The sequence below is a fragment of the Streptomyces sp. GESEQ-4 genome (genome assembly GCF_017948455.1).
Lineage (GTDB): Bacteria > Actinomycetota > Actinomycetes > Streptomycetales > Streptomycetaceae > Streptomyces.
Map to the genome: position 1 here is coordinate 368338 of NZ_JAFFSU010000001.1, position 19986 is coordinate 388323.

A 19986-nucleotide genomic window follows, 5' to 3' on the forward strand; every position below is an offset into this window, starting at 1 on the left:
TCCCGGATGGCACTCTGGACGTATGCCGGAACTGCCCGAGGTGGAAGCGCTCAAGGACTTCCTGACCGAGAACCTGGTCGGCCACGAGATCGTCCGGGTGCTGCCCGTCGCGATCAGCGTGCTGAAGACGTACGACCCTCCGCTCACGGCCGTCGAGGGCCACGCCGTCACCGCCGTGCACCGGCACGGCAAGTTCCTCGACCTCGAGACCGACGGCGGCCCGCACTTCGTCACCCACCTCGCCCGCGCCGGCTGGCTGCACTGGAAGGACAAGCTCCCCGACGGGCCGCCCAAGCCCGGCAAGGGCCCTCTCGCACTGCGCGTCGCCCTGGAGACCGGCGAGGGCTTCGACCTGACGGAGGCCGGCACCCAGAAGCGGCTCGCGGTGTATGTCGTCCACGACCCGCAGGAGGTCCCCGGTGTCGCCCGCCTCGGCCCCGACCCGCTCGCCGACGACTTCGACGGACCCCGGTTCGCGGCCCTGCTGGGGGGCGAGCGGCGGCAGCTCAAGGGTGCCCTGCGCGACCAGAGCCTGATCGCCGGCGTGGGCAACGCCTACAGCGACGAGATCCTGCACGCCGCGAAGATGTCCCCCTTCAAACTGGCCGCGTCCCTGACCCCCGAGGAGACCACCCGCCTGTATCAGGCGCTGCGCGGCACCCTCACCGAGGCCGTCGAGCGCTCCCGCGGCGTCGCCGCCGGACGCCTCAAGGCCGAGAAGAAGAGCGGCCTGCGCGTACACGGCAAGACCGGCGAGCCCTGTCCGGTGTGCGGCGACACGATCCGCGAGGTCTCCTTCAGCGACTCGTCACTGCAGTACTGCCCGACCTGCCAGACCGGCGGCAAGCCGCTGGCCGACCGGAGGATGTCCCGGCTGCTGAAGTGAGACGTCGGTCAGCGCACTGGTCTCCGTCGCCGCCTGGTCTACTGCGCGTCGAGGGTCACCAGATGCTCGCCGTCCGTCGTGCGCACCTCGTACCGGGCGATCTGGTCGATGTGCATCGACGAACTGCCGTGCATGGTGTTCGGGCGGGCGTCGTGGCGGGGCGTCATCCAGTGGGTGACCGTCTCCTCCGAGCCGTCCTGGCCCCGGACGACCAGGCGGCAGGGGCGCGGCCCTGCCCCGTCCTTCACGCTCAGCTCGATCTGACTGCCCGAAGCCGCGTTCTCCGCCGTGACCTGCGCCCATACGCCCGACCGCTCGTCGGTCGCGGTGATGCGCACGGAGCCGGCGTCGCCGCCGCCCGCCGTGATCGCCACCGCGGGCGCCGCCACCGCGATCGCCACCGAGGCCGCCACGGCATACAGCACCCGCCTGCGCCCGACCCGGCGCCGTGCCGACACCTCGCCGAGCAGCCGGTCAAGGAGCCGGTTCCCGGGCTGCGTGAGGGGGTTCACAAAGCGCGGCGTGGCTCGCCGGTACAACATCAACTGCCGGGTCACCGGCCCGAATTCGGTCACGTGTGCCGTACAGCTGGGGCACTCCATGAGGTGGTCCTCGAAGCGGAAGGCGTCCGCCTCGTCCAGCACGCCGAGCGCGTACGCGGCGACGTCGCGATGCCTCTCCAGGGACCTCATGCCGAATCCTCGTGCCGTTGGGTGCGGGTGGGGTTACTCCTTGCTCCCATCGGTACGCACCAAACCGAAGAATCACTCAAGCCCCTTACCGAATCGCAACCTAGGGATTCGGAGCCGGTGGGGCCGGGGATTGGTCGGATCGCCGCGAAATCTCAAAAAAGATGGATGGCGAGATGTCCCAGCGGCAGCCCCAGCTGCCAGGCCGGCGTCCACACCTTCGGCCCGTCGTCCTCGCCGGCCATCGCGGCGCCCTCAGGCACCGCGTTCAGGTCGGGCGCGAGCAGCTCGGTCTCCTCGAGCCAGCGCCAGGCCGCCTCCGCCAGCTCCAGGTCGGGTGCGGGATCTCCCGACTCGATCGCCTCGGTGGCCAGCTTCGCCAGGCGCTCGCGCACCCAGTCCTGCCACGGCTGGTCGTACGCCGTCAGCGAAAGCCAGGTCTCCAGCTGGGTGACGACCCGGATGCCGGAGAGCTCGCCGTCGGTGTCGGACAGGAAGATGGTCAGCGCCAGCGCATCCCGTCCGGCGCGGAACTCGAAGGACGTCGGCGGCATCAGATCGCCGGTCCGCAGCAGTTCGTCGGCGATGTACTCGGCGTACAACCACGCCATGGGGACGGTCAGTTCACCGCCGCCGGTGCCGTCCGTGCTCTCTTGACCTCTGTGCAGCATCCCTTCCTGCCTTCCTCCGGTGCGTGCGCGTCGCCCGACCCCGGGCCCCAGTCCGGAACACGGATGAAGACAGCTGATTGCTCAACGGGGGTCTTCAGCAAGGCGCTTTACGGAGGTTTGACTCATCCATTGGTTTCACCGCAGGTCGGCCGCGTATCCCGGAAGCACCCTGCGCAGGGCGCGCAGCGCGTAGTACGCGCGGGACTTCACCGTACCGGGCGGAATTCCGAGCGCCGCCGCGGCCTCCGCCACACTCGCCCCGTGGAAATACACGAGCACCAGGACTTCACGGTGCTCCGGAGTGAGTGTCTTCACAGCCTCACGCACATCGAGCGCCGCCGCCGCCCGCTCGGCATGGTCGGCTATCACACGCGCGTTCTCCAGCACCGCGTCCCCGACCTCGGCGGGCCGCGCCTGCCGGGCCCGCCGCGCGTCGATGGCGAGCCGCCGTCCCACGGTCAGCAGCCACGGCCGTACGGAGTCGAAGTCATCGGCGCGCAGCGCCTCGGGATGCTGCCAGGCGCGTACGAGCGTCTCCTGCACGAGGTCCTCGGCGCGCTGCCGGTCACCGTCGCAGAGCCGGAGCAGCAGCGCGAAAAGAGGCCGGCCGTGCTCCCGCTGCAGTGCGGCGAGCTCGTGCTCGGCGGTCGTCGTCCCGTTCGAGAGGGTGATTCCGGCCGTCATGGCCGTATGGCATCGCAGGGTGTGCCGTTCGGACAGAGAGCTCACACGGATCTGCGGCGGACGGTCGATCGCGTCGACGAACGGTACGACGAACGGTTCATTCCGCTGCCGGTGAGCGCCGGACGGGCTAATGAAACCAGTCAGGTTGTTTGCGGAAGCGTTCAGATTCATACCTATTTGTCTGGAAATATGATCGCGACGGGGTGAGCGATGATTGCACGCAGACAGCAGGTTGCCCTGGCCCTCACGGCCGTTCTCGCCGCAGGCGCCGCCTGCCAGGCCGAGGCCCGCGACGACACCGACCCGGCAGGGCGTCCGGCGCCCTCCGCGGCCGGCGGATTCACGCTCGTCGCCTCCGGCGACGTCCTCCCGCACAGCGCGATCATCGACCGGGCGCGCTTCGACGCGGGCGGCACCGGCTACGACTTCCGCCCGATGTTCTCCGGCGTCGCACCCGTGGTCTCCCGCGCCGACCTGGCGCTGTGTCACATGGAGACCGTGTACGGAGAGAACGGCGAGTACACCGGCTACCCCACCTTCAAGTCCCCGCCCGAGGTCGCGACCGGCCTCGCCGCCACCGGCTACGACGGCTGCTCCACCGCCTCCAACCACAGCCTGGACGACGGTGCGGACGGCGTCCGCCGCACGCTGGACACGCTCGACCGCGCGGGCGTACGGCACGCCGGATCGGCCCGCGACGAAGCCGAGGCGCGCACCGCCACCGTCCTGCCCGCGGGGAAGGCGAAGGTCGCCCACCTCGCCTACACCTACGGCACGAATGGCTTCCCGCTGCCGCCGGGACAGCCCTGGGCCGTCAACCTGATCGACGAGCGCAAGATCATCGCGGACGCCCGCGCCGCCCGGCAGGCCGGCGCCGACGTGGTCGTGGTGTCCATGCACTGGGGCACGGAATGGCAGGACGCCCCCGACCGGGGCCAGCAGTCCCTGGCCCGGACCCTCACCGCCGCCCGCACCGGGAACCGCCCGGACATCGACCTCATCCTCGGCACCCACGCCCATGTCCCGCAGGCGTACGAGAAGGTCAACGGCACCTGGGTCGTCTACGGAATGGGCGACCAGATCGCAGGCGCCATGTTCAACCACCAGGGCGCACAGGACCCGCGGGGCAACCAGTCCACCCTCGCCCGCTTCACCTTCACACCGCCCGTGAAGCCCGGCGCCCGCTGGCAGGTGACGAAGGCCGAGTTCATCCCACAACTCTTCGACATCGACGCAGGCCGAGTGGTGAACCTCAACGAGGCCCTGAAAAAGGGCGCCGAGCTACAAGGCGTACGCGACAGAATCCGAGACGTGGTATTCAGCCGAGGCGCAGCAAAAGACGGCCTGATGATGGGCGCCCCATAGGGGCGCGGGGAACTGCGCGACCAGCCACAACGGCGCGGCACACAACCAACGACCTATCGCGGCACCCCCAGCGGAGCGCTACGGCACGACCGTCACCGGCCACCGCCCCGCCTTCACCAACCGAATCGCGACGGACCCGATGATCCGGTGCCCCGCCTGCTCCGACGCCCCCACCACCACCGCGTCCGCCTTGAGTTCGTCGGCCGCCTTGACCAGGCCGTTGTAGGGGTCGCCGCGGAACGTGTGGAACTCCCAGCGGACGTCGAATATCCCCTTCACGCGCTCCGTCGCGTCCCTGATCTCCGCGACGATGTTCTCGGCGATCGCGTCCGTCGTCTCCGCGACCGGCGCCCCGAGCGCCGCGCCGGCGCCCATCACGGGCTGCACGTACACGATCGCGAGGAGCGCGCGCTGCCGCCGGGCCAGGCCACCGGCGTAGGCCGCGGCCCGTAGTGAGGAGTCGGAGCCGTCCACGCCGACGACGATGACCTTCGGCCCGTCCGTGCCCCGTTCGAACCCTTGCGAGGGCGAGTGCTGCTGATCCGTCACGCCTGTGAGGCTATCGGAACCCCCAGGTCCCGCAGCCGTCGCCGGGCTTCTCATCGATTCGCCCCCCCGGGAGACACCCGCCGTTTCCCTGACGAACCGTCATACGCCGCCCGGGTGGAATCATGCCGCCGCTGAGGTGCCGCCGTGGTGCGTCGGGGCCCAGAGGGGCGACTGATGAGTCATGAAGAAGGATCAGTTGCTCACCCGGCGCCGGGCGTTGGCCGTCGGCGCCGCCACGGTCGGGGCGGCCGGCACCGCCGGACTGCTCACGGTGCGCGCGGGCGACCAGCCGGTCCTGCCACCCGCCGCCGGGGCCGCGGGTCCGCAGGCGCGCAGCGCCCTCAAGCCCTCCGCCTACCGGCTGCAGCCCCTCACCGGCCACGGTCCGCCACGGGCCGCGGCACGGCGGCTCCTGGTGCGGCGTGAACCCTTTCTACGAGTCTCCGGCCGCGGCCGGACCATGGTGCTGACCTTCGACGACGGCCCGGACCCCCGCTACACCCCGGACATCCTGGACACGCTGCAGGCGTACGACGTCCGCGCGATGTTCTTCGTCTGCGGCGAGATGGCCGCCGAGAACCCGGACCTGGTGGAGCGCATGGCCGACGAGGGGCATGTCGTCGGCAACCACACCTGGTCCCACCCGCTGCTCACCCGCCTCACCCGGAGGCAGATCCGCTCCGAGATGAAACGTACCTGCGAGGTCATCGAGGACGCGGCCGGCGAGTGGCCCCGCTGGTTCCGCGCCCCCTACGGCGCCTGGAACCGCGCGGCCTTCCAGCTCGGCGCCGAACTGGGCATGGAGCCGCTGGCGTGGACGGTCGACACCCTCGACTGGACCGAGCCCGGCGCCCGCACCATCGTCGACCGGGTCGAGAACGGCGCAGCCCCCGGCGTCGTGGTGCTCTCGCACGACGCCGGGGGCGACCGCTCGGCGAGCGTCCGGGCCCTGCGCGACTATCTGCCGCAACTCCTGGACGACGGCTACCACATCACCGTCCCGCGCCGGCGGCACGTCTGACGGGCCGCGCCCGCCCGGCCGGCAACGCTCAGCGCACCTCGACCAGTCGGGCGAAGACCACGACGTTCCCGTCGTAGCCGTTCTGCTTGGAGAAACCGCCGCCGCAGGTGATGACCCGCAATTCGGGGCTGCCCTTGGAGGCGTAGACACGGTCGCCGGGGAAGTTGTTCTTCTCGAAGACCTCGATGCCGTAGATCTCGAACACGGCCGTCTTCGCGTCCTTGCGGGCGACCTCGACGCGATATCCCTTTTTGAGGGCGCCCAGTCCGTAGAACACGGCGGGCCCCTGAGTGTTGTCGACATGGCCGACGATCACGGCCGTGCCCTTTTCGCCGGGGGTGACGGCACCGGTGAACCAACCGGCGAGATTCGGGTCCTCCGGCGGCGGCGCGTCGACCCAGCCGGCCGCGTCCAGGCCGACCGGCATCATGGGTGCGTCGATCTGGATCGCCGGGATCCTGACCCGGTCCGGCACGGCGTACGGCAGCGCGCTGGGGACCCGCAGGAAGGCGCCCTGCGGTGTCCGGGCCTCCGCGGCGGCTGCCGAGGCGGGTTGTGGGGGGCCCTCGTCGAACTCTCCCGAACCATTCCGAATGAGCGCGAGGCCGGTCAGCAGAACAAGCGCTATCACGCCCCAAGGAGCGCGCTTCTTCCGCTGCTCCTCCTCTTCGGCCACCTCGTACCCAGACATTCGACTTCCCCTCTCGACGCGGCCGTCGCCACGTCAATGGCGCATAGGAGAACGCTAAGTCCCGCGAGCACCGCCAGCGACGGGGCGGAAGCGAACGGGTGGCCCGAACGCCATCGTGGTGCGCCATCCGAGTCGCCGCGAACAGGAATTTTCTGACGGTGCGTGACCTGCGGCAATATCCGATTGTGTGGTTTTCCTTCGGCGTGTCTTCTCACCAGGACGGACCATTCCCGAAATGCGGGCGCGAGCAGGGCATCTGAGGGTCTTTCTTGGAGGCGCTTTCTCGCCGATCGACCGGGGACGGGTCCCGGGGCGTCTTCCGCGGAGGATCACATGCGTACAACTCGTTCCCTGGCGGTCTCGGCCGCCGCGGTCGCCGTCCTCGGGCTCGCCGCTCCCGCGGCCGTCGCCTGGGACGGCATGAACGACCCCGACGGCAGCGGCGGCTACGGCGGTGGGTTCGGTGGCAACGGCGACCACCACGGTGGCTTCGGCGGAAATGGCGGCTTCGGCGGCGACGGCTTCGGTCGCGACGGCTTCGGTGGCAACGGTGGTGGGTTCGGTGGCAACGGCGGCGATCACGGTGGCGGCTTCGGCGGACATGGCGGCCACGGCGGGCACCACGGCGGCAACGGCCGGTTCTTCCCGAGCAATATCGTCGTAATGCCCAGGGTCATCGCGCGAGGCGGTCAGCTGACCGTCACGGTCGACGGCTGCCCCAACGGCGGCACCGCGACCTCCCGTGCCTTCCCACGGGCGAGGCTGTTCCCGGTCGGAGGCCCCAGAGACACAGCCAGAGGCACCGCGACCGTCCACACCAACGCCAGACCCGGCCCGTACGACGTCACCGTCCATTGCTCCGGTTCGACCCTGACCCGGCCGAACGCCTTCACCGTCATCGGCGGTGTCCGCGGCGGCATCGGCGGCAGCAGCTCCACCGGGGCGACCCCGACCGACATGGTCATCGGCGGCGGTCTCGTGGCCGCGGCCGTCGTCGGCGGCGGAGTGTTCTGGATGCGGCGCCGGTCCGAGAAGCGGATCTGACCACCGCCGATCCCCGGAGCCGATTCGCCCCGGACCCTTCGAAAGGGTCCGGGGCGAACGTCTGGGGGGACGGGGTCGGTCAGGCGCCGTCCTCGTCCGTGCGGCGCCGTGAGAAGTGGTACGCCGCTCCGATCGAGCCGGTGATGAGCGCGAGGCCGAGCCCGATCTCCTGGAGGTCGAAACCGCCGAGGCTGCCGCCTTCACCGGCGTGGACGCCCTTCGGCGGGACCCGGTGGTGGCCCGGGCGGCCCTCGGCGATCGTGAGGTCCACCTCCTGCCAGAAGGTGCCGCAGCTGAACTTCACCGAGTACACCGCGCCCTCGCGCGCGTCCCGGTCGACCACCGCCGTGGCCGAGCCCTGGCCCCTGCGGATCGTCACCGTGTCGAAGACCCCCGAGGAGACGTACACATCCTGGTCGCAGCCGGTGACGCGCAGGGACACCTGCCCGCCGGCCTCGATGGTCGTCGGCAGCACACTGGCCCGGAAGCCGGTGTGCTCGTCACCGCGTGCGTGAGCGGCGGGAGAGGCCAGTGCCAGGGCGGTGACGCCCAGCAGTGCGGCCGAGGCGACGCGTATCGCGCGCATGGTGGACCTCCGGTCCCCGAGGAGCAGCCGCGGACTTTTTCCGCTTGCGCCAGAAATGCACCTCGATGACCGGAACGCTAGAAAGGTGCGTGCGGGGGCGCGATCGCAGTAGCGCGAACGGGTCAACCGTGTGGGCCGTACAGGGGATGGTGCCGCCTCGATCGGGGGACCGCCGCGGTGTGGCGGCCGTCCCCCGAGGATGTCCCGGCGCGGGCCCGTCAGCCGATGTGGGGGAAGAGGTCCAGGAACGGATCGGCCGAGGCGGTGACACCCCGGCTGTAGGGCGCGTCGAAGTCCCAGATGAGGAAGAGCAGGAAGGCGATCAGCGCCGAGAACAGCCCGGCGAGGATCAGCTCCCGTGCCGTGCGCCGGATCTGCAGGACGAAGATCATCCCGATCGTGACCACGCCCCCGATGATCAGCCCGAACCACACCACCCCCGGCATCGTCTCCCCGGTGGCGCCGGCGCGGGCACTGCGTGCCTGGTCCGCCGCGGTGACCTGGTCGACGAGCGGCTGGTAGGCCTGGGCCTCGAAGTCGGTCCTCGGCCGGTAGTCGGTGACGTCCTCGCGGATGCGGTCGAGGAGCTCGGTGCCCCGCTCGGTGACCTTGCCGTCGTCGGACATCGCCTTCCACTCGGTGTTCACGACGTGTCCGACATAGGCGTTGACATCGTCGCGAATACGGTCACGGACGTCGGTTGGATAGACCCGGACCCGTTCCGAGATCTCGTGCAGGGCGACCGCCTCGGCCTGGACGTGGTCCTGGGCGGCGCTGCGGCCCTCCCAGACACCGGCGATGGCCAGGCCCAGGACGATGGCGTACACCACTCCGATCCACATCGTCATGTACTCGATGACGTCGGGCGTCTCGTCGGGATCCTCGTCGTCCGCCGCCGTCCGATGGCGGAGGACGGTGATGATGACCACCACGACGCAGACAGCCAGCATCGCGAGGATGAGAACAAGCCATTCCGGCAAGAGGTGCCTCCAGAAATCAGCGGGGACGCAGCGCGGCGATCGCGACCACCGCGGGCACGGTGATGAGCAGGACGAAGGTGAGCGGCGACGTGGCACTGCGCGTCGTCCGCTTGCGCGGTGCGGGGTGGTACGCCGGATAGCTCACCGGGGTCACGGACGCACGCGGGGTCGGCTTGGCCGGCGGGGTCGGTGTGGGTGTGGGGCTGGGCGGGGGTGTGGGCGCCGGCCGTGGGGCCGCGGGCTGGGGAGCTGCTGGGGCCGGTGCGGGCGGCGGCTCGGGGGGCGGCGCGGGCCGTGGCTTCGGTGGCGGTTTCGGCGTGGGCGTCGGGTCCGGGGTGGGGGTGGGCTTCGGCGGTTCAGGAGTCGGCGTCGGGGTGGGAGTCGGTGTCGGCGTGGGCGCTGGGCACGCGGGGTGGGTGGGCCAGGTCGCGGGGGCGGGCCAGGTGGCGCTTCCGACGACCGCCACCGCCTCCGTGCCGCCGGGGCCGGTCGACGCGTACGCGCAGACATCGGCGGCCGCCGTGCCCGCCGGGGCGCCGACGACCATCCATGCCAGCGTGACGAGGGACAACACCCGTATGGCGATGGGGCCGTGGGTCGGTTCGGGTCCATGCACGACGAAGATCATGGGCCTTGGCGCACCGGCGTACGCCCGGGCGACGGGGGATTGCCCCGAAGGAGGGACAGCAGGGTGTCGCCGGTTTGATCCGCGCGCGTTCGCGTGTCCGGGGATACGCACGCTCATACGAGTGTCATCGCGGCAGGGGCGCAGGTCGCGGGCGCGGTGTGGCACAGGTTTCGGAAAGAAATCCGCGGGGCGTTTGAACACAACGGCGGTCACTGCTCGTACTTAGGACCGTGCGCGGCGCAGCAGGGCGCTGCAACATCGTTGCGATGATCGGGGAGTTGAAGATGAAGACCTCCTGGCGGAGCGCCTCACTCGTGGCGAGCGCTGCGGCTGTTCTGGCGCTGACGACGGCGTGCGGTCAGGAAAGCAGCCCGTCGCCGAGCCAGAACGTGGGCGCCACGGCCGCGGCCGGTGACTACGGACAGGCAGGCGCCGGGGCCGGAGCCGGCACCGGCGCCCAGAACGAACAGAGCAACGCCAACCAGGCTTCTCTCGCGGGCCAGTTGGCCGTCTCCGCCAACGCGGAGGTCGGCAACATGGTGACCGACAGTGCGGGCATGACCCTGTACCGGTTCGACCAGGACACCGCCGAGCCGCCGAAGACGAACTGTGACGGCGACTGCGCCACGACGTGGCCGCCGGTACCGGCGGACGACGCCACGGCCGGCGCCGGCATCGACAAGGCGCTGCTCGGCGAGGTCACCCGCGCCGACGGCACCAAGCAGCTCACCGTCGGCGGCTGGCCGGCGTACCGCTACGCGAAGGACACCACCCCCGGCGACGTCAAGGGCCAGGGTGTGGGCGGCAAGTGGTACGCGCTGGCGCCCGACGGCAAGAAGGCCCAGCAGGGCGGCGGCGCCGATGAGGGCGAGGGCGGTGGGGTCGAGCAGGCCGGCCTGCCCGGGCTCTCCACCCGCAACGACCCCGAGCTCGGCGAGATCGTCGTCGACAAGAACGGCCACACGGTCTACCGCTTCCTGAAGGACTCGCCCTGGCCGATGAAGACGGCGTGCCTCGACGACTGCCTGGAGAAGTGGCCGGTCATCGAGCCGGTCGACGCCAAGAACACCAAGGGCATCGACCTGAAGGGGTCCGGTCCCAGGGGTCAGGGTTACGTGGTCTTCGACCGGCCCGACGGACTGAAGCAGCAGACCATCGACTGTGTCCCGATCTACACCTTCGCCGGTGACAAGAAGCCCGGTGACACCAACGGCCAGGGTGTGGCCGGTGCCTGGTACGCCGTCGCACCCGACGGAAAGGCAGTGAAGGGCTGACCACAGCCTTCCGCCATCAACCCCGGTTCGCCCCCTCCGCGCCGCACGGAGGGGGCGGCCGGTTTTGCCGTTGGGAACTCTCCGGAACGACTCGGCCACTTTTAGTAGAGGCGAAACAGGGCATCAATTCGGCACGTGCCGCAGGCAGTGACCGGGAACGGATGGTCAATTTCCGTTTCCGCTCGCTCCTTTGGCGGGCGATCAGTAGCCTCAGCTCGAACACCGGATCGCCTACGCCTTGGAGAGATTGATGGAGCGTCCCGCCTGGGCCCCCCGGAGCATCGACATCTCGGTGCCGAGCGTGTCCCGGATCTACGACTTCTACCTGGGCGGTTCGCACAACTTCGAGGTCGACCGGGAGGCGGCCCGCAAGGCCATGGAGTTCATGCCGGGACTCCCCAAGATCATGCAGGCGAACCGGGCGTTCATGCGCCGCGCGGTGCGCTTCGCCGCCGACGAGGGCATCACCCAGTTCCTGGACATCGGCTCCGGCATCCCGACCTTCGGCAACGTCCACGAGGTGGCCCGGGCGGCGAGCCCCGGCGCGCATGTCGTCTACGTCGACCACGACCCGGTGGCCGTGGCACACAGCCAGGCGGTCCTCGAGGGCAGCACCGACACCGACGTGGTCGCGGCCGACCTGCGCAAGCCCCAGGAGGTCCTCGCCGCCCCTCAGGTGCGGCGACTGATCGATCTGAACCGCCCTGTGGCGCTGCTTCTCGTTGCCATACTGCACTTCGTGGAAGACGCGGACGACCCGTACTCAGCGGTGGCCGAACTGCGCGACGCCCTCGCGCCCGGCAGCCTGCTGATCCTCACCCATGCCTCGTACGAGGGAATCCCTCTTCCGGCGGAGCGGGCCGAGGGCACGGTGGGCGTATACAAGGACATTCGCAACCCGCTGATCATGCGCTCGCGCGACGAGATCGCGCAGTTCTTCGAGGGGTACGACATGGTGGAACCCGGACTGGTGGCTATGCCGCGCTGGCGGCCGGACACCGCGCCGGAGGACGAGGATCCGTATGCCTTCTCCGGTTTCGCCGGCGTGGGGCGCAAGGCGTGAGCGCGGAGCCGGACGGGCCGGAGGACAGACTGCGCCGGTTCGCGACGATCTGGAGCCGGGCGGTGTTCCCGGTGACCTCGACGTCGCTGACCCGGCCCGAGCTGGAGGAGCAACTGCTGCCGCTCGCCCGGCGGTTGAGCGAGGCGCTGCGGACCAGGACCTTCCAGGCGGACGAGGCGCGGGCGGTGGGTGCCGCGCTGGTCGCCGTGCACTGCACCGACCCGGAGGCGCTCAGCCGCACCCTGGACTGCGTCGACGCCTACCTGGTGCTGTACTGCGGCGGGGACGGAGCGCAGGACCAACTGCGCGCCCGTTCCTCGCGGTTGCAGCACTCCATGGCCGCCGGGTTCGCCGCGGCGCTGCGTGAGCGGACCCTCGCCGAGCAGGAGTCGATCTCCTCGGCCGCGCTGAAGGCGCAGGGCGTGGTGGCGCAGGCCCTGCACGCGACCGAGGCCCGCTTCCGGGCGGTCTTCGAGGGCGCCGCCATAGGGATCGGCATCGCCGACCTCGAGGGCAACATACTGCAGGTCAACGGGGCGTTGGTGCGCATGTTCGGCGGCGTCGAGCAGACGGTGCGCACCCGCAACGTGATGGAGTGGACCCACCCCGAGGACGCGCCCCAGATCTGGCGGCTGTACGAGGAGCTCGTGCGCGGCGAGCGCGAGCACTACCACGTGGAGAAGCCGTTCTACCGCCCCGACGGAACGGTCCTGTGGACCAATCTGACGGTCTCGCTGCTCCGCGACCCGGACGGCAACCCCGAGTACCAGCTCGCTCTGATGGAAGACACCACCGAGCGGCGGCTGCTCAACCTCCGGTTGCGTTACGAGGCGACGCACGACGCGCTCACCGGACTGCCCAACCGCACGCTGTTCTTCGAGCGCCTGGAGAAGGCCCTCACGGCGGGCGAGGGCCAGCGCTTCGGCCTGTGCTATCTCGACCTCGACGGCTTCAAGACCATCAACGACAGCCTCGGCCACGCGGCCGGCGACCGGCTGCTCGTCGAGGTCGCCGACCGGCTGCAGTCCTGTGCGACCGCGCCCGGCGAGATGGTCGCCCGGCTCGGCGGCGACGAGTTCGTGGCGCTGACCACCGGCACCGACACCGAGCGCGAGGTCGACGAACTCGCCGCGCGCATCATGAACGCGCTGGTCGCCCCGGTCAGCGTCGACGGCCGGGAGCTGACCGTGCGCGGCAGCATCGGCATCGTCGAGGGGCCGGCGGGGGAGCGGAGCGCGGCCGAGGTGCTGCGCAGCGCCGACATCACGATGTACCGCGCCAAGTCGGCGGGCGGCAACCGCTTCGAACTGGCCGACGCCGAGGCCGACGCCCGCGCCATCACCCGGCACGGGCTGACCACGTCGCTGCCGACGGCCCTGGACCGCGGCGAGTTCTTCATCGAGTACCAGCCGCTGGTCCACCTCGGCGACGGCAGCGTCCGCGGCGCCGAGGCCCTGGTGCGCTGGCTGCATCCGCAGCACGGCGTCCTCAGCCCGGACCGGTTCATTCCGCTCGCCGAGCACACGGGGCTGATCGTTCCACTGGGCCGCTGGGTGCTGGAGCAGTCGGTGCGCCAGGCCCGCGAGTGGCGGGAGCGGTACGGCGCCACCGGGGCCGGTGGCCCGCTGCGCATCAACGTCAACCTCTCGCCCTGCCAGCTCACGCACCCCGGACTGGTCCAGGACACCGTCGACATCCTGGAGCGCGCGGGCGTCGCACCCGACGCGCTCTGCCTGGAGGTGACCGAGTCGGCGTTGATCGGCGCCGACGACGACCTGCTCAAGCCGCTGCGCCGGCTGGCCGAGATGGGCGTCGACATCGCCCTGGACGACTTCGGCACCGGCTACTCGAACCTCGCCAATCTGCGCCGGCTGCCGGTGAGCATCCTCAAGCTGGACCGGTCCTTCACCCAGAGCATGCAGCGCTTCCCGGCGGACTCCGTCGACCTCAAGATCGTCGAAGGGATCGTTTCTCTCGCCCACAGCCTGAACCTCGCGGTGACGGTGGAGGGCGTGGAGACGGGCGCCCAGGCCGAGCAGCTCCGGATACTGGGCTGCGACACGGCCCAGGGCTGGTACTACGCCCGCCCGGGCCCACCGGAGCGGCTGCACGAGCTGGCGTTGGTGGACGCGACGGGCTGAGGCCCGGGGCTCAGGGCAGCGGCAGCGAGCGCAGGGAACCGTGGGTACGGGCCATGACGACGACGTGGCCCGTGTCCCCGCCCGGCGCGACGATCACGGGGTGTTCGCCGTCTCTGGTCTGCGAGTACGCCGCGGACATGCGGGGCGCGGCGGTTCCGGCCCCCTGCGGACCGGCGTGCAGGTCGATCGAGAGCACGCGGCCCCGCGCAGTGCGGTCGTTGACGGGGGTGAAGGTCACGAACCGGCCGTTGGTCACGGCGGCGTCCGCCTCGGTGGCGTACGTGCTCCACAGTTTGCGGTCGTTCTCGAGGTCGTACGCGTTCCAGTTGCCCGCGCTCGGGTCCTCGGCGCCGGCCTCGTACAGCACCAGGACCCCGTCGTCGGAGATCACCCCGCGTACGGGCTTGTCGATCGTGTTCCTCGGGGTCGGCAGCGGCCTCAGCGTCGCCGGATCCAGGCGCCGCATGGGCGGGAAGATGTCCCCGGCGGAGGACGGGCTGCCGGTGCAGACCAGGTAGTGGCCGCCGGTGACGAGGTGCGGGCACTTGACGCCCGTGGGGCTGGTCGCCACGATGTCGCCGGTGCGGGCGTCGCGGGCGGTGACCCGGGTGCCGTCGGCCGTGTAGACGCGGCCCCGGAAGGCGGCCAGAGGTTCGCCCGTGCTCCAGGCGACGGTCCGGTGCCAGAGGGGCGTGCCGTCGGATGCGCGAACGGCGTCGAGGCCGGCGGTGTGGTTGACGGGATCCGGTGCGCCGAGAGCGTAGACGATCCCGTCCGCAGCGGCGAGAACGACGTAGGCGCCGCTGGTGCGCAGTTGACGGGTCCACGCCTGCGCACCCGTCCGCAGGTTCGCCGCGCGGAACCTACCGGCGACTGCGGTCACGGCCCGTTCGCCGGCCGCGTCGACGACCAGTCCGGCGCTCTCGCCGTGGTCGCTCGCGGGCACGGTCCAGGTGATACGGCCGTCTGCCCGCGAACGCCCCACGAATCCGCCGGAGTCGGTCGCGCACACCACCTGGTGCGCCGTCGCGCCGCAACTGCCGCGGGCCTCACGGCTGGAGAGGGACGCCGTCCACGCGCGCCACGGGCCCGAGACGGACTTCGAGGGCGCCTCCACTGTCGGCCCTGAGTCACCGGACGGCGAGGAGACCGGGTTCTTCGGTCCGCCGGACGCGGTGTTCCCCGCGCACCCCGCCAGCACCAGCAGTGCCGCACCCACCGCAACGATCCGCCGTTTCATCCCCGCCCATCCCGCCGCCTGATAAAGCCCCATGATGCTACGGCCGTTCAGCGCTCCAACAGCATCCGCTGCAACTCCCTCGCCGCCCGCGGCGGCGCCACATCACTGCGATGCGCCAACGCGATCGTCCGATGCAGCCCGGGCCGGGCCAGCGGCGTCACCCGCAGCCCGCGCCCGGCCCGCGTGGCCACCATGCGCGGCACGACGGCCAGCCCCAACCCGGCCCGTACGAACCCCAGGACCGCGTCCATCTCCCCGCCCTCTACCGCGAAGTCCGGCTCGAACCCCTCGGCACGGCATGCGGCCACCGTCAGTTCGCGCAGGTCATAGCCGTGCCGGAACATCACAAGCCGTTCGCCCTCCAGATCGGAGATCCGCACGGCACGCTGGCCGCGGCCGGGCTTGGGGGCGTCCGGCGAGGAGACCACGACCAGGTCCTCGCGCAGCAGCTCCACCGAGGTGAGCGCCGGGGAGGGCGTCGGCAGCGGCAGGACGATCAGCGCGAGGTCGAGGGCGCCGCGCGCGAGTTCCCGTACGAGATCGTGCGAGCCTCCTTCCTCGATCATCAGCCGGATGCCGGGATAGCGGTCGTGGAAGGCGCGCAGCACGTCCGGCAGCAGACCGGTGCACAGGCTCGGGGTCGCGCCCAGCCGGACCCGGCCGCTGCGCAGCTGCACCAGCTCCTGCACCTCGTGCCGGGCCGTGTCCGCGTCGGCCAGGATCCGGCGGGCCAGCGGCAGCAGCGCCTCGCCCGCGTCGGTGAGCGTGATGTTGCCGCGCGCCCGCAGGAACAGATCCGCCCCCAACTCCCGCTCCAGCGCCTTGATCTGCTGGGAGAGGGACGGCTGCGCCACGTGGACCAGATCGGCGGCCCGGGTGAAGTGCCTGGTCTCGGCGACCGCCACGAAGTACTGGAGCTGCTGGAACTGCATGGCCCTACGATAGCCATTACCTATGGAATCGAGCCGGACCATGTCTTGGACCGATCAGCGGTCTCAGCCCTAGCGTCTGCGACATGGCTCTGGCAACGCGGACGGACCGACGGCCGTCCATGGCACGCACGGTGTGGGACAGCTCCGTCGGCAAGAAGACCGTGATGGCGGTCAGCGGTCTGATCATGCTGCTGTACCTGGTCGTCCACATGATCGGGAACCTGAAGATCTTCTTCGGGCCCGGCGAGTTCAACCACTACGCGCACTGGCTGCGCACCATCGGCGAGCCGTTCATGCACTACGAGTGGACTCTCTGGCTCATCCGTGTCGTCCTCGTCGTCGCGGTCGTCGCTCACGCCACCTCCGCCTACCAGCTCAGCCGCCGCGACATCAAGGCACGCCCCACCAAGTACGTGCACAAGAAGCCGCGGGCCAGTTACGCGACGCGCACCATGCGCTGGGGCGGGATCATCCTCGGCCTGTTCATCGTCTGGCACATCCTCGACCTGACGACCGGCACCGTGCACTCCGGCGGCTTCCAGGAGGGCCACCCCTACCAGAACGTCGTGGACACCTTCTCCACCTGGTACGGCAACGTCATCTACCTCGTAGCGATGCTCGCCCTCGGCCTGCACATCCAGCACGGCTTCTGGAGCGCCGCCCAGACCCTCGGCGCCGGCAGCCGCACCCGCGACCGCGCCCTGAAGACCACTGCCAACGCCCTCGCGCTGCTCCTCACGGTCGGCTTCATCGCCGTACCCGTGGGTGTCATGACTGGAGTCGTGAGCTGATGACCTACACCGACTACGAGACCGGCGAACCGGTCGTCGACACCAAGGCCCCCTCCGGGCCGGTCAACGAGCGCTGGGACAAGCGCCGTTTCGAGGCCAAGCTGGTCAACCCCGCCAACCGGCGCAAGCACACCGTCATCGTCGTCGGCACCGGCCTCGCGGGCGGCTCCGCGGGCGCCACGCTGGCCGAACAGGGCTACCACGTCGTCCAGTTCTGCTACCAGGACTCCCCGCGCCGCGCCCACTCGATCGCCGCGCAGGGCGGCATCAACGCGGCGAAGAACTACCGCAACGACGGCGACTCCATCCACCGGCTGTTCTACGACACCGTCAAGGGCGGTGACTTCAGGGCGCGCGAGTCCAACGTGCACCGGCTCGCGCAGATCTCCGTGGAGATCATCGACCAGTGCGTGGCGCAGGGCGTGCCGTTCGCGCGGGAGTACGGCGGTCTGCTCGACACCCGCTCCTTCGGCGGCGTCCAGGTGTCCCGGACCTTCTACGCCCGCGGTCAGACGGGCCAGCAGCTGCTGCTCGGCGCCTACCAGGCCCTGTCCCGGCAGATCGCCGCGGGCAACGTCGAGATGCACCCGCGCACCGAGATGCTCGACCTGATCGTCATCGACGGACGGGCGCGCGGGATCGTGGCCCGCGATCTGATCACGGGTCGCATCGACACGTACTTCGCGGACGCCGTCGTACTCGCGAGTGGTGGCTACGGGAACGTCTTCTACCTGTCGACCAACGCCATGAACTCCAACGCCACCGCGATCTGGCGGGCGCACCGGCGCGGCGCGTACATCGCCAACCCCTGCTTCACCCAGATCCATCCGACCTGCATACCGCGCACCGGCGACCACCAGTCCAAGCTCACCTTGATGAGCGAGTCGCTGCGCAACGACGGCCGCATCTGGGTGCCGAAGGCCCAGGGCGACACCCGGCCCGCGAGCCGGATCCCCGAGGAGGAGCGCGACTACTACCTGGAGCGCATCTATCCGTCCTTCGGCAACCTGGTCCCGCGCGACATCGCCTCCCGCGCCGCGAAGAACGTCTGCGACGAGGGCAGGGGAGTGGGCCCCGGCGGACAGGGCGTCTATCTCGACTTCGCGGACGCCATCAAGCGGATGGGTCGGGGGGCGGTCGAAGCCAAGTACGGCAACCTCTTCGACATGTACCAGCGGATCACCGACGAGGATCCGTACGAGGTGCCGATGCGGATCTACCCCGCCGTCCACTACACGATGGGCGGACTGTGGGTCGACTACGACCTCCAGACCACGATCCCGGGCCTGTTCGTGATCGGCGAGGCCAACTTCTCCGACCACGGGGCCAACCGGCTCGGCGCCTCCGCGCTGATGCAGGGCCTGGCCGACGGCTACTTCGTGCTCCCGGCGACGGTCAACGACTACCTCGCCCGCAACCCGCACCAGGAGTCCGTCACCGCCGAACACCCCGTCGTGCAGGAGGTGTTGGCGGAGACCGAGGATCGCCTCAACCTCCTCCTGTCCGTCGACGGCGACCGCACTCCCGACTCCTTCCACCGCGAGGTCGGCGAACTCATGTGGGAGTTCTGCGGCATGGCCCGCACCGACTCCGGACTGCGCAAGGCCCTGGAGCGGATCCCGCAGATCCGCGAGGAGTTCTGGCGGCGGATCAAGGTGCCCGGGACCGGCGAGGAGTTCAACCAGTCGCTGGAGAAGGCCAACCGGATCGTCGACTACCTGGAGCTCGCCGAGCTGATGTGCCTCGACGCGCTGCACCGATCCGAGTCCTGCGGCGGGCACTTCCGCGAGGAGTCCCAGACCCCCGACGGCGAAGCCGCTCGCCGGGACGACGAGTTCACCTACGCGGCCGCCTGGGAGTTCACGGGCACGGGAGAGGCCCCGGCCCTGCACAAGGAAGACCTGGTCTTCGAGTACGTCCACCCCACCCAGCGGAGCTACGCATGAAGCTCACCCTGCGCGTCTGGCGGCAGCCGAACGCCGACGCCGACGGCGCCATGTCCACGTACGAGGTCGATGGCATCTCTTCGGACATGTCCTTCCTGGAGATGCTCGACACGCTCAACGAGGAACTCATCCTCAAGGGCGAGGACCCCGTCGCCTTCGACCACGACTGCCGCGAGGGCATCTGCGGCGCCTGCTCGCTCGTCATCAACGGCGACGCCCACGGACCCGAGCGCACCACCACCTGCCAGTTGCACATGCGGTCCTTCCAGGACGGCGACACGATCGACATCGAGCCGTGGCGGGCCTCCGCCTTCCCGGTGATCAAGGACCTGGTCGTGGACCGGACCGCGTTCGACCGGATCATCCAGGCGGGCGGCTACATCACCGCCCCGACCGGCGCCGCGCCGGAGGCCCACGCCACGCCCGTGCCCAAGCCGGACGCCGACTTCGCCTTCGAGCACGCCGAGTGCATCGGATGCGGCGCCTGTGTGGCCGCCTGCCCGAACGGCGCGGCGATGCTCTTCACCTCCGCCAAGGTCAACCACCTGAACGTCCTGCCGCAGGGCGCGCCGGAGCGCGAGACCCGGGTGCTCGACATGGTGGCGCAGATGGACGAGGAGGGCTTCGGTGGCTGCACGCTCACCGGAGAGTGCGCCACCGCGTGTCCGAAGGGCATCCCGCTGGTGTCCATCACGAGCATGAACAAGGAATGGCTGCGCGCGACCCGGAAGGTGGCCGGGCGCTAGAGGCCGCAGCTCAAGAAACGTTCGCCGACAGGGTGCGGACGGGCGGGACCGGGGTGGTG

Annotated in this window: 19 protein-coding genes and 1 pseudogene; 10 read left to right on the forward strand and 10 right to left on the reverse strand. The window is 70.4% G+C overall.

All coding sequences use genetic code 11. The features are described from left to right. The first annotated feature begins 22 nt into the window (after window positions 1–22). Window positions 23–886, forward strand: a complete 864-nt coding sequence (locus KCH48_RS01600; protein WP_210569611.1) for an Fpg/Nei family DNA glycosylase — start codon at window positions 23–25, stop codon at window positions 884–886. Window positions 887–924: 38 nt separating this feature from the next. Here KCH48_RS01600 and KCH48_RS01605 read toward each other — a convergent pair whose 3' ends face one another. The 3 genes from KCH48_RS01605 to KCH48_RS01615 form a co-directional block, all read right to left on the reverse strand. After that, on the reverse strand, window positions 925–1578 hold the full coding sequence (locus tag KCH48_RS01605; protein WP_210569613.1) for a zf-HC2 domain-containing protein: 654 nt from the start codon (window positions 1576–1578) through the stop codon (window positions 925–927). A gap of 152 nt (window positions 1579–1730) precedes the next feature. Beyond that, window positions 1731–2246, reverse strand: a complete 516-nt coding sequence (locus KCH48_RS01610) for a hypothetical protein (protein ID WP_210569615.1) — start codon at window positions 2244–2246, stop codon at window positions 1731–1733. 135 nt (window positions 2247–2381) lie between these two features. Further along, window positions 2382–2930 (reverse strand): sigma-70 family RNA polymerase sigma factor, encoded by a 549-nt coding sequence (locus tag KCH48_RS01615; RefSeq protein WP_210569617.1) that lies wholly within the window; start codon window positions 2928–2930, stop codon window positions 2382–2384. A gap of 210 nt (window positions 2931–3140) precedes the next feature. Here KCH48_RS01615 and KCH48_RS01620 point away from each other — a divergent pair, with 210 nt between their 5' ends. Continuing rightward, a complete protein-coding gene (locus KCH48_RS01620; RefSeq protein ID WP_210569619.1) occupies window positions 3141–4295 on the forward strand; it encodes a CapA family protein in 1155 nt (384 codons plus the stop codon). A gap of 78 nt (window positions 4296–4373) precedes the next feature. On the opposite strand, the gene KCH48_RS01625 is transcribed toward KCH48_RS01620, so the two are convergent. Then, on the reverse strand, window positions 4374–4844 hold the full coding sequence (locus KCH48_RS01625) for a universal stress protein (protein WP_210569622.1): 471 nt from the start codon (window positions 4842–4844) through the stop codon (window positions 4374–4376). Window positions 4845–5025: 181 nt separating this feature from the next. On the opposite strand from KCH48_RS01625, the gene KCH48_RS01630 reads away from it, so the two are divergent. Next, entirely contained in the window at window positions 5026–5865 is an 840-nt protein-coding gene (locus KCH48_RS01630; protein ID WP_210569623.1) for a polysaccharide deacetylase family protein, read from the forward strand. A 28-nt stretch (window positions 5866–5893) separates the two neighbouring features. Here the strand turns inward: KCH48_RS01630 and KCH48_RS01635 are convergent, their stop codons facing one another. Then, window positions 5894–6556, reverse strand: coding sequence for a class F sortase (locus KCH48_RS01635; protein ID WP_210569625.1), 663 nt, complete (start codon window positions 6554–6556; stop codon window positions 5894–5896). Window positions 6557–7201: 645 nt separating this feature from the next. Here KCH48_RS01635 and KCH48_RS43100 point away from each other — a divergent pair. Next, window positions 7202–7600: pseudogene (locus KCH48_RS43100) on the forward strand (hypothetical protein); the annotation flags it as partial. Window positions 7601–7679: 79 nt separating this feature from the next. Here KCH48_RS43100 and KCH48_RS01645 read toward each other — a convergent pair. The 3 genes from KCH48_RS01645 to KCH48_RS01655 form a co-directional block, all read right to left on the reverse strand. Next, a complete protein-coding gene (locus KCH48_RS01645) occupies window positions 7680–8186 on the reverse strand; it encodes a hypothetical protein (RefSeq protein ID WP_210569629.1) in 507 nt (168 codons plus the stop codon). 218 nt (window positions 8187–8404) lie between these two features. Then, on the reverse strand, window positions 8405–9136 hold the full coding sequence (locus KCH48_RS01650; protein WP_210569630.1) for a DUF4239 domain-containing protein: 732 nt from the start codon (window positions 9134–9136) through the stop codon (window positions 8405–8407). A gap of 46 nt (window positions 9137–9182) precedes the next feature. Next, on the reverse strand, window positions 9183–9782 hold the full coding sequence (locus KCH48_RS01655; protein WP_210570953.1) for a hypothetical protein: 600 nt from the start codon (window positions 9780–9782) through the stop codon (window positions 9183–9185). A gap of 296 nt (window positions 9783–10078) precedes the next feature. Between KCH48_RS01655 and KCH48_RS01660 the strand changes: the two genes are divergently transcribed. From KCH48_RS01660 to KCH48_RS01670, 3 genes are all read left to right on the forward strand, one after another. Next, window positions 10079–11068 (forward strand): SCO0930 family lipoprotein, encoded by a 990-nt coding sequence (locus tag KCH48_RS01660; protein WP_210570883.1) that lies wholly within the window; start codon window positions 10079–10081, stop codon window positions 11066–11068. Between the two features lie 250 nt (window positions 11069–11318). Continuing rightward, window positions 11319–12131 carry an SAM-dependent methyltransferase gene (locus KCH48_RS01665; RefSeq protein ID WP_210569632.1) on the forward strand — a complete coding sequence of 271 codons (813 nt, stop codon included), beginning with the start codon at window positions 11319–11321 and terminating at the stop codon, window positions 12129–12131. Continuing rightward, on the forward strand, window positions 12128–14272 hold the full coding sequence (locus KCH48_RS01670) for a bifunctional diguanylate cyclase/phosphodiesterase (RefSeq protein WP_210569634.1): 2145 nt from the start codon (window positions 12128–12130) through the stop codon (window positions 14270–14272). Before KCH48_RS01665 ends, KCH48_RS01670 begins: the two co-directional genes overlap by 4 nt. A gap of 10 nt (window positions 14273–14282) precedes the next feature. Here the strand turns inward: KCH48_RS01670 and KCH48_RS01675 are convergent, their stop codons facing one another. Together KCH48_RS01675 and KCH48_RS01680 are read right to left on the reverse strand one after the other, a co-directional pair. After that, window positions 14283–15512, reverse strand: a complete 1230-nt coding sequence (locus KCH48_RS01675; RefSeq protein WP_210569636.1) for a PQQ-binding-like beta-propeller repeat protein — start codon at window positions 15510–15512, stop codon at window positions 14283–14285. 47 nt (window positions 15513–15559) lie between these two features. After that, window positions 15560–16444, reverse strand: coding sequence for a LysR family transcriptional regulator (locus KCH48_RS01680; RefSeq protein WP_210569638.1), 885 nt, complete (start codon window positions 16442–16444; stop codon window positions 15560–15562). Between the two features lie 119 nt (window positions 16445–16563). Between KCH48_RS01680 and KCH48_RS01685 the strand changes: the two genes are divergently transcribed. Genes KCH48_RS01685 through KCH48_RS01695 form a run of 3 tightly spaced genes read left to right on the forward strand, consistent with a single transcriptional unit; the run spans window position 16564 to window position 19927 of the window. Next, complete coding sequence (locus tag KCH48_RS01685; protein ID WP_210570884.1) at window positions 16564–17235, forward strand: succinate dehydrogenase; 672 nt, start codon at window positions 16564–16566, stop codon at window positions 17233–17235. Next, a complete protein-coding gene (locus KCH48_RS01690) occupies window positions 17235–19181 on the forward strand; it encodes a fumarate reductase/succinate dehydrogenase flavoprotein subunit (protein WP_210569640.1) in 1947 nt (648 codons plus the stop codon). Before KCH48_RS01685 ends, KCH48_RS01690 begins: the two co-directional genes overlap by 1 nt. Then, a complete protein-coding gene (locus tag KCH48_RS01695; RefSeq protein WP_210569642.1) occupies window positions 19178–19927 on the forward strand; it encodes a succinate dehydrogenase/fumarate reductase iron-sulfur subunit in 750 nt (249 codons plus the stop codon). Before KCH48_RS01690 ends, KCH48_RS01695 begins: the two co-directional genes overlap by 4 nt. The last annotated feature ends 59 nt before the right edge of the window (window positions 19928–19986 follow it).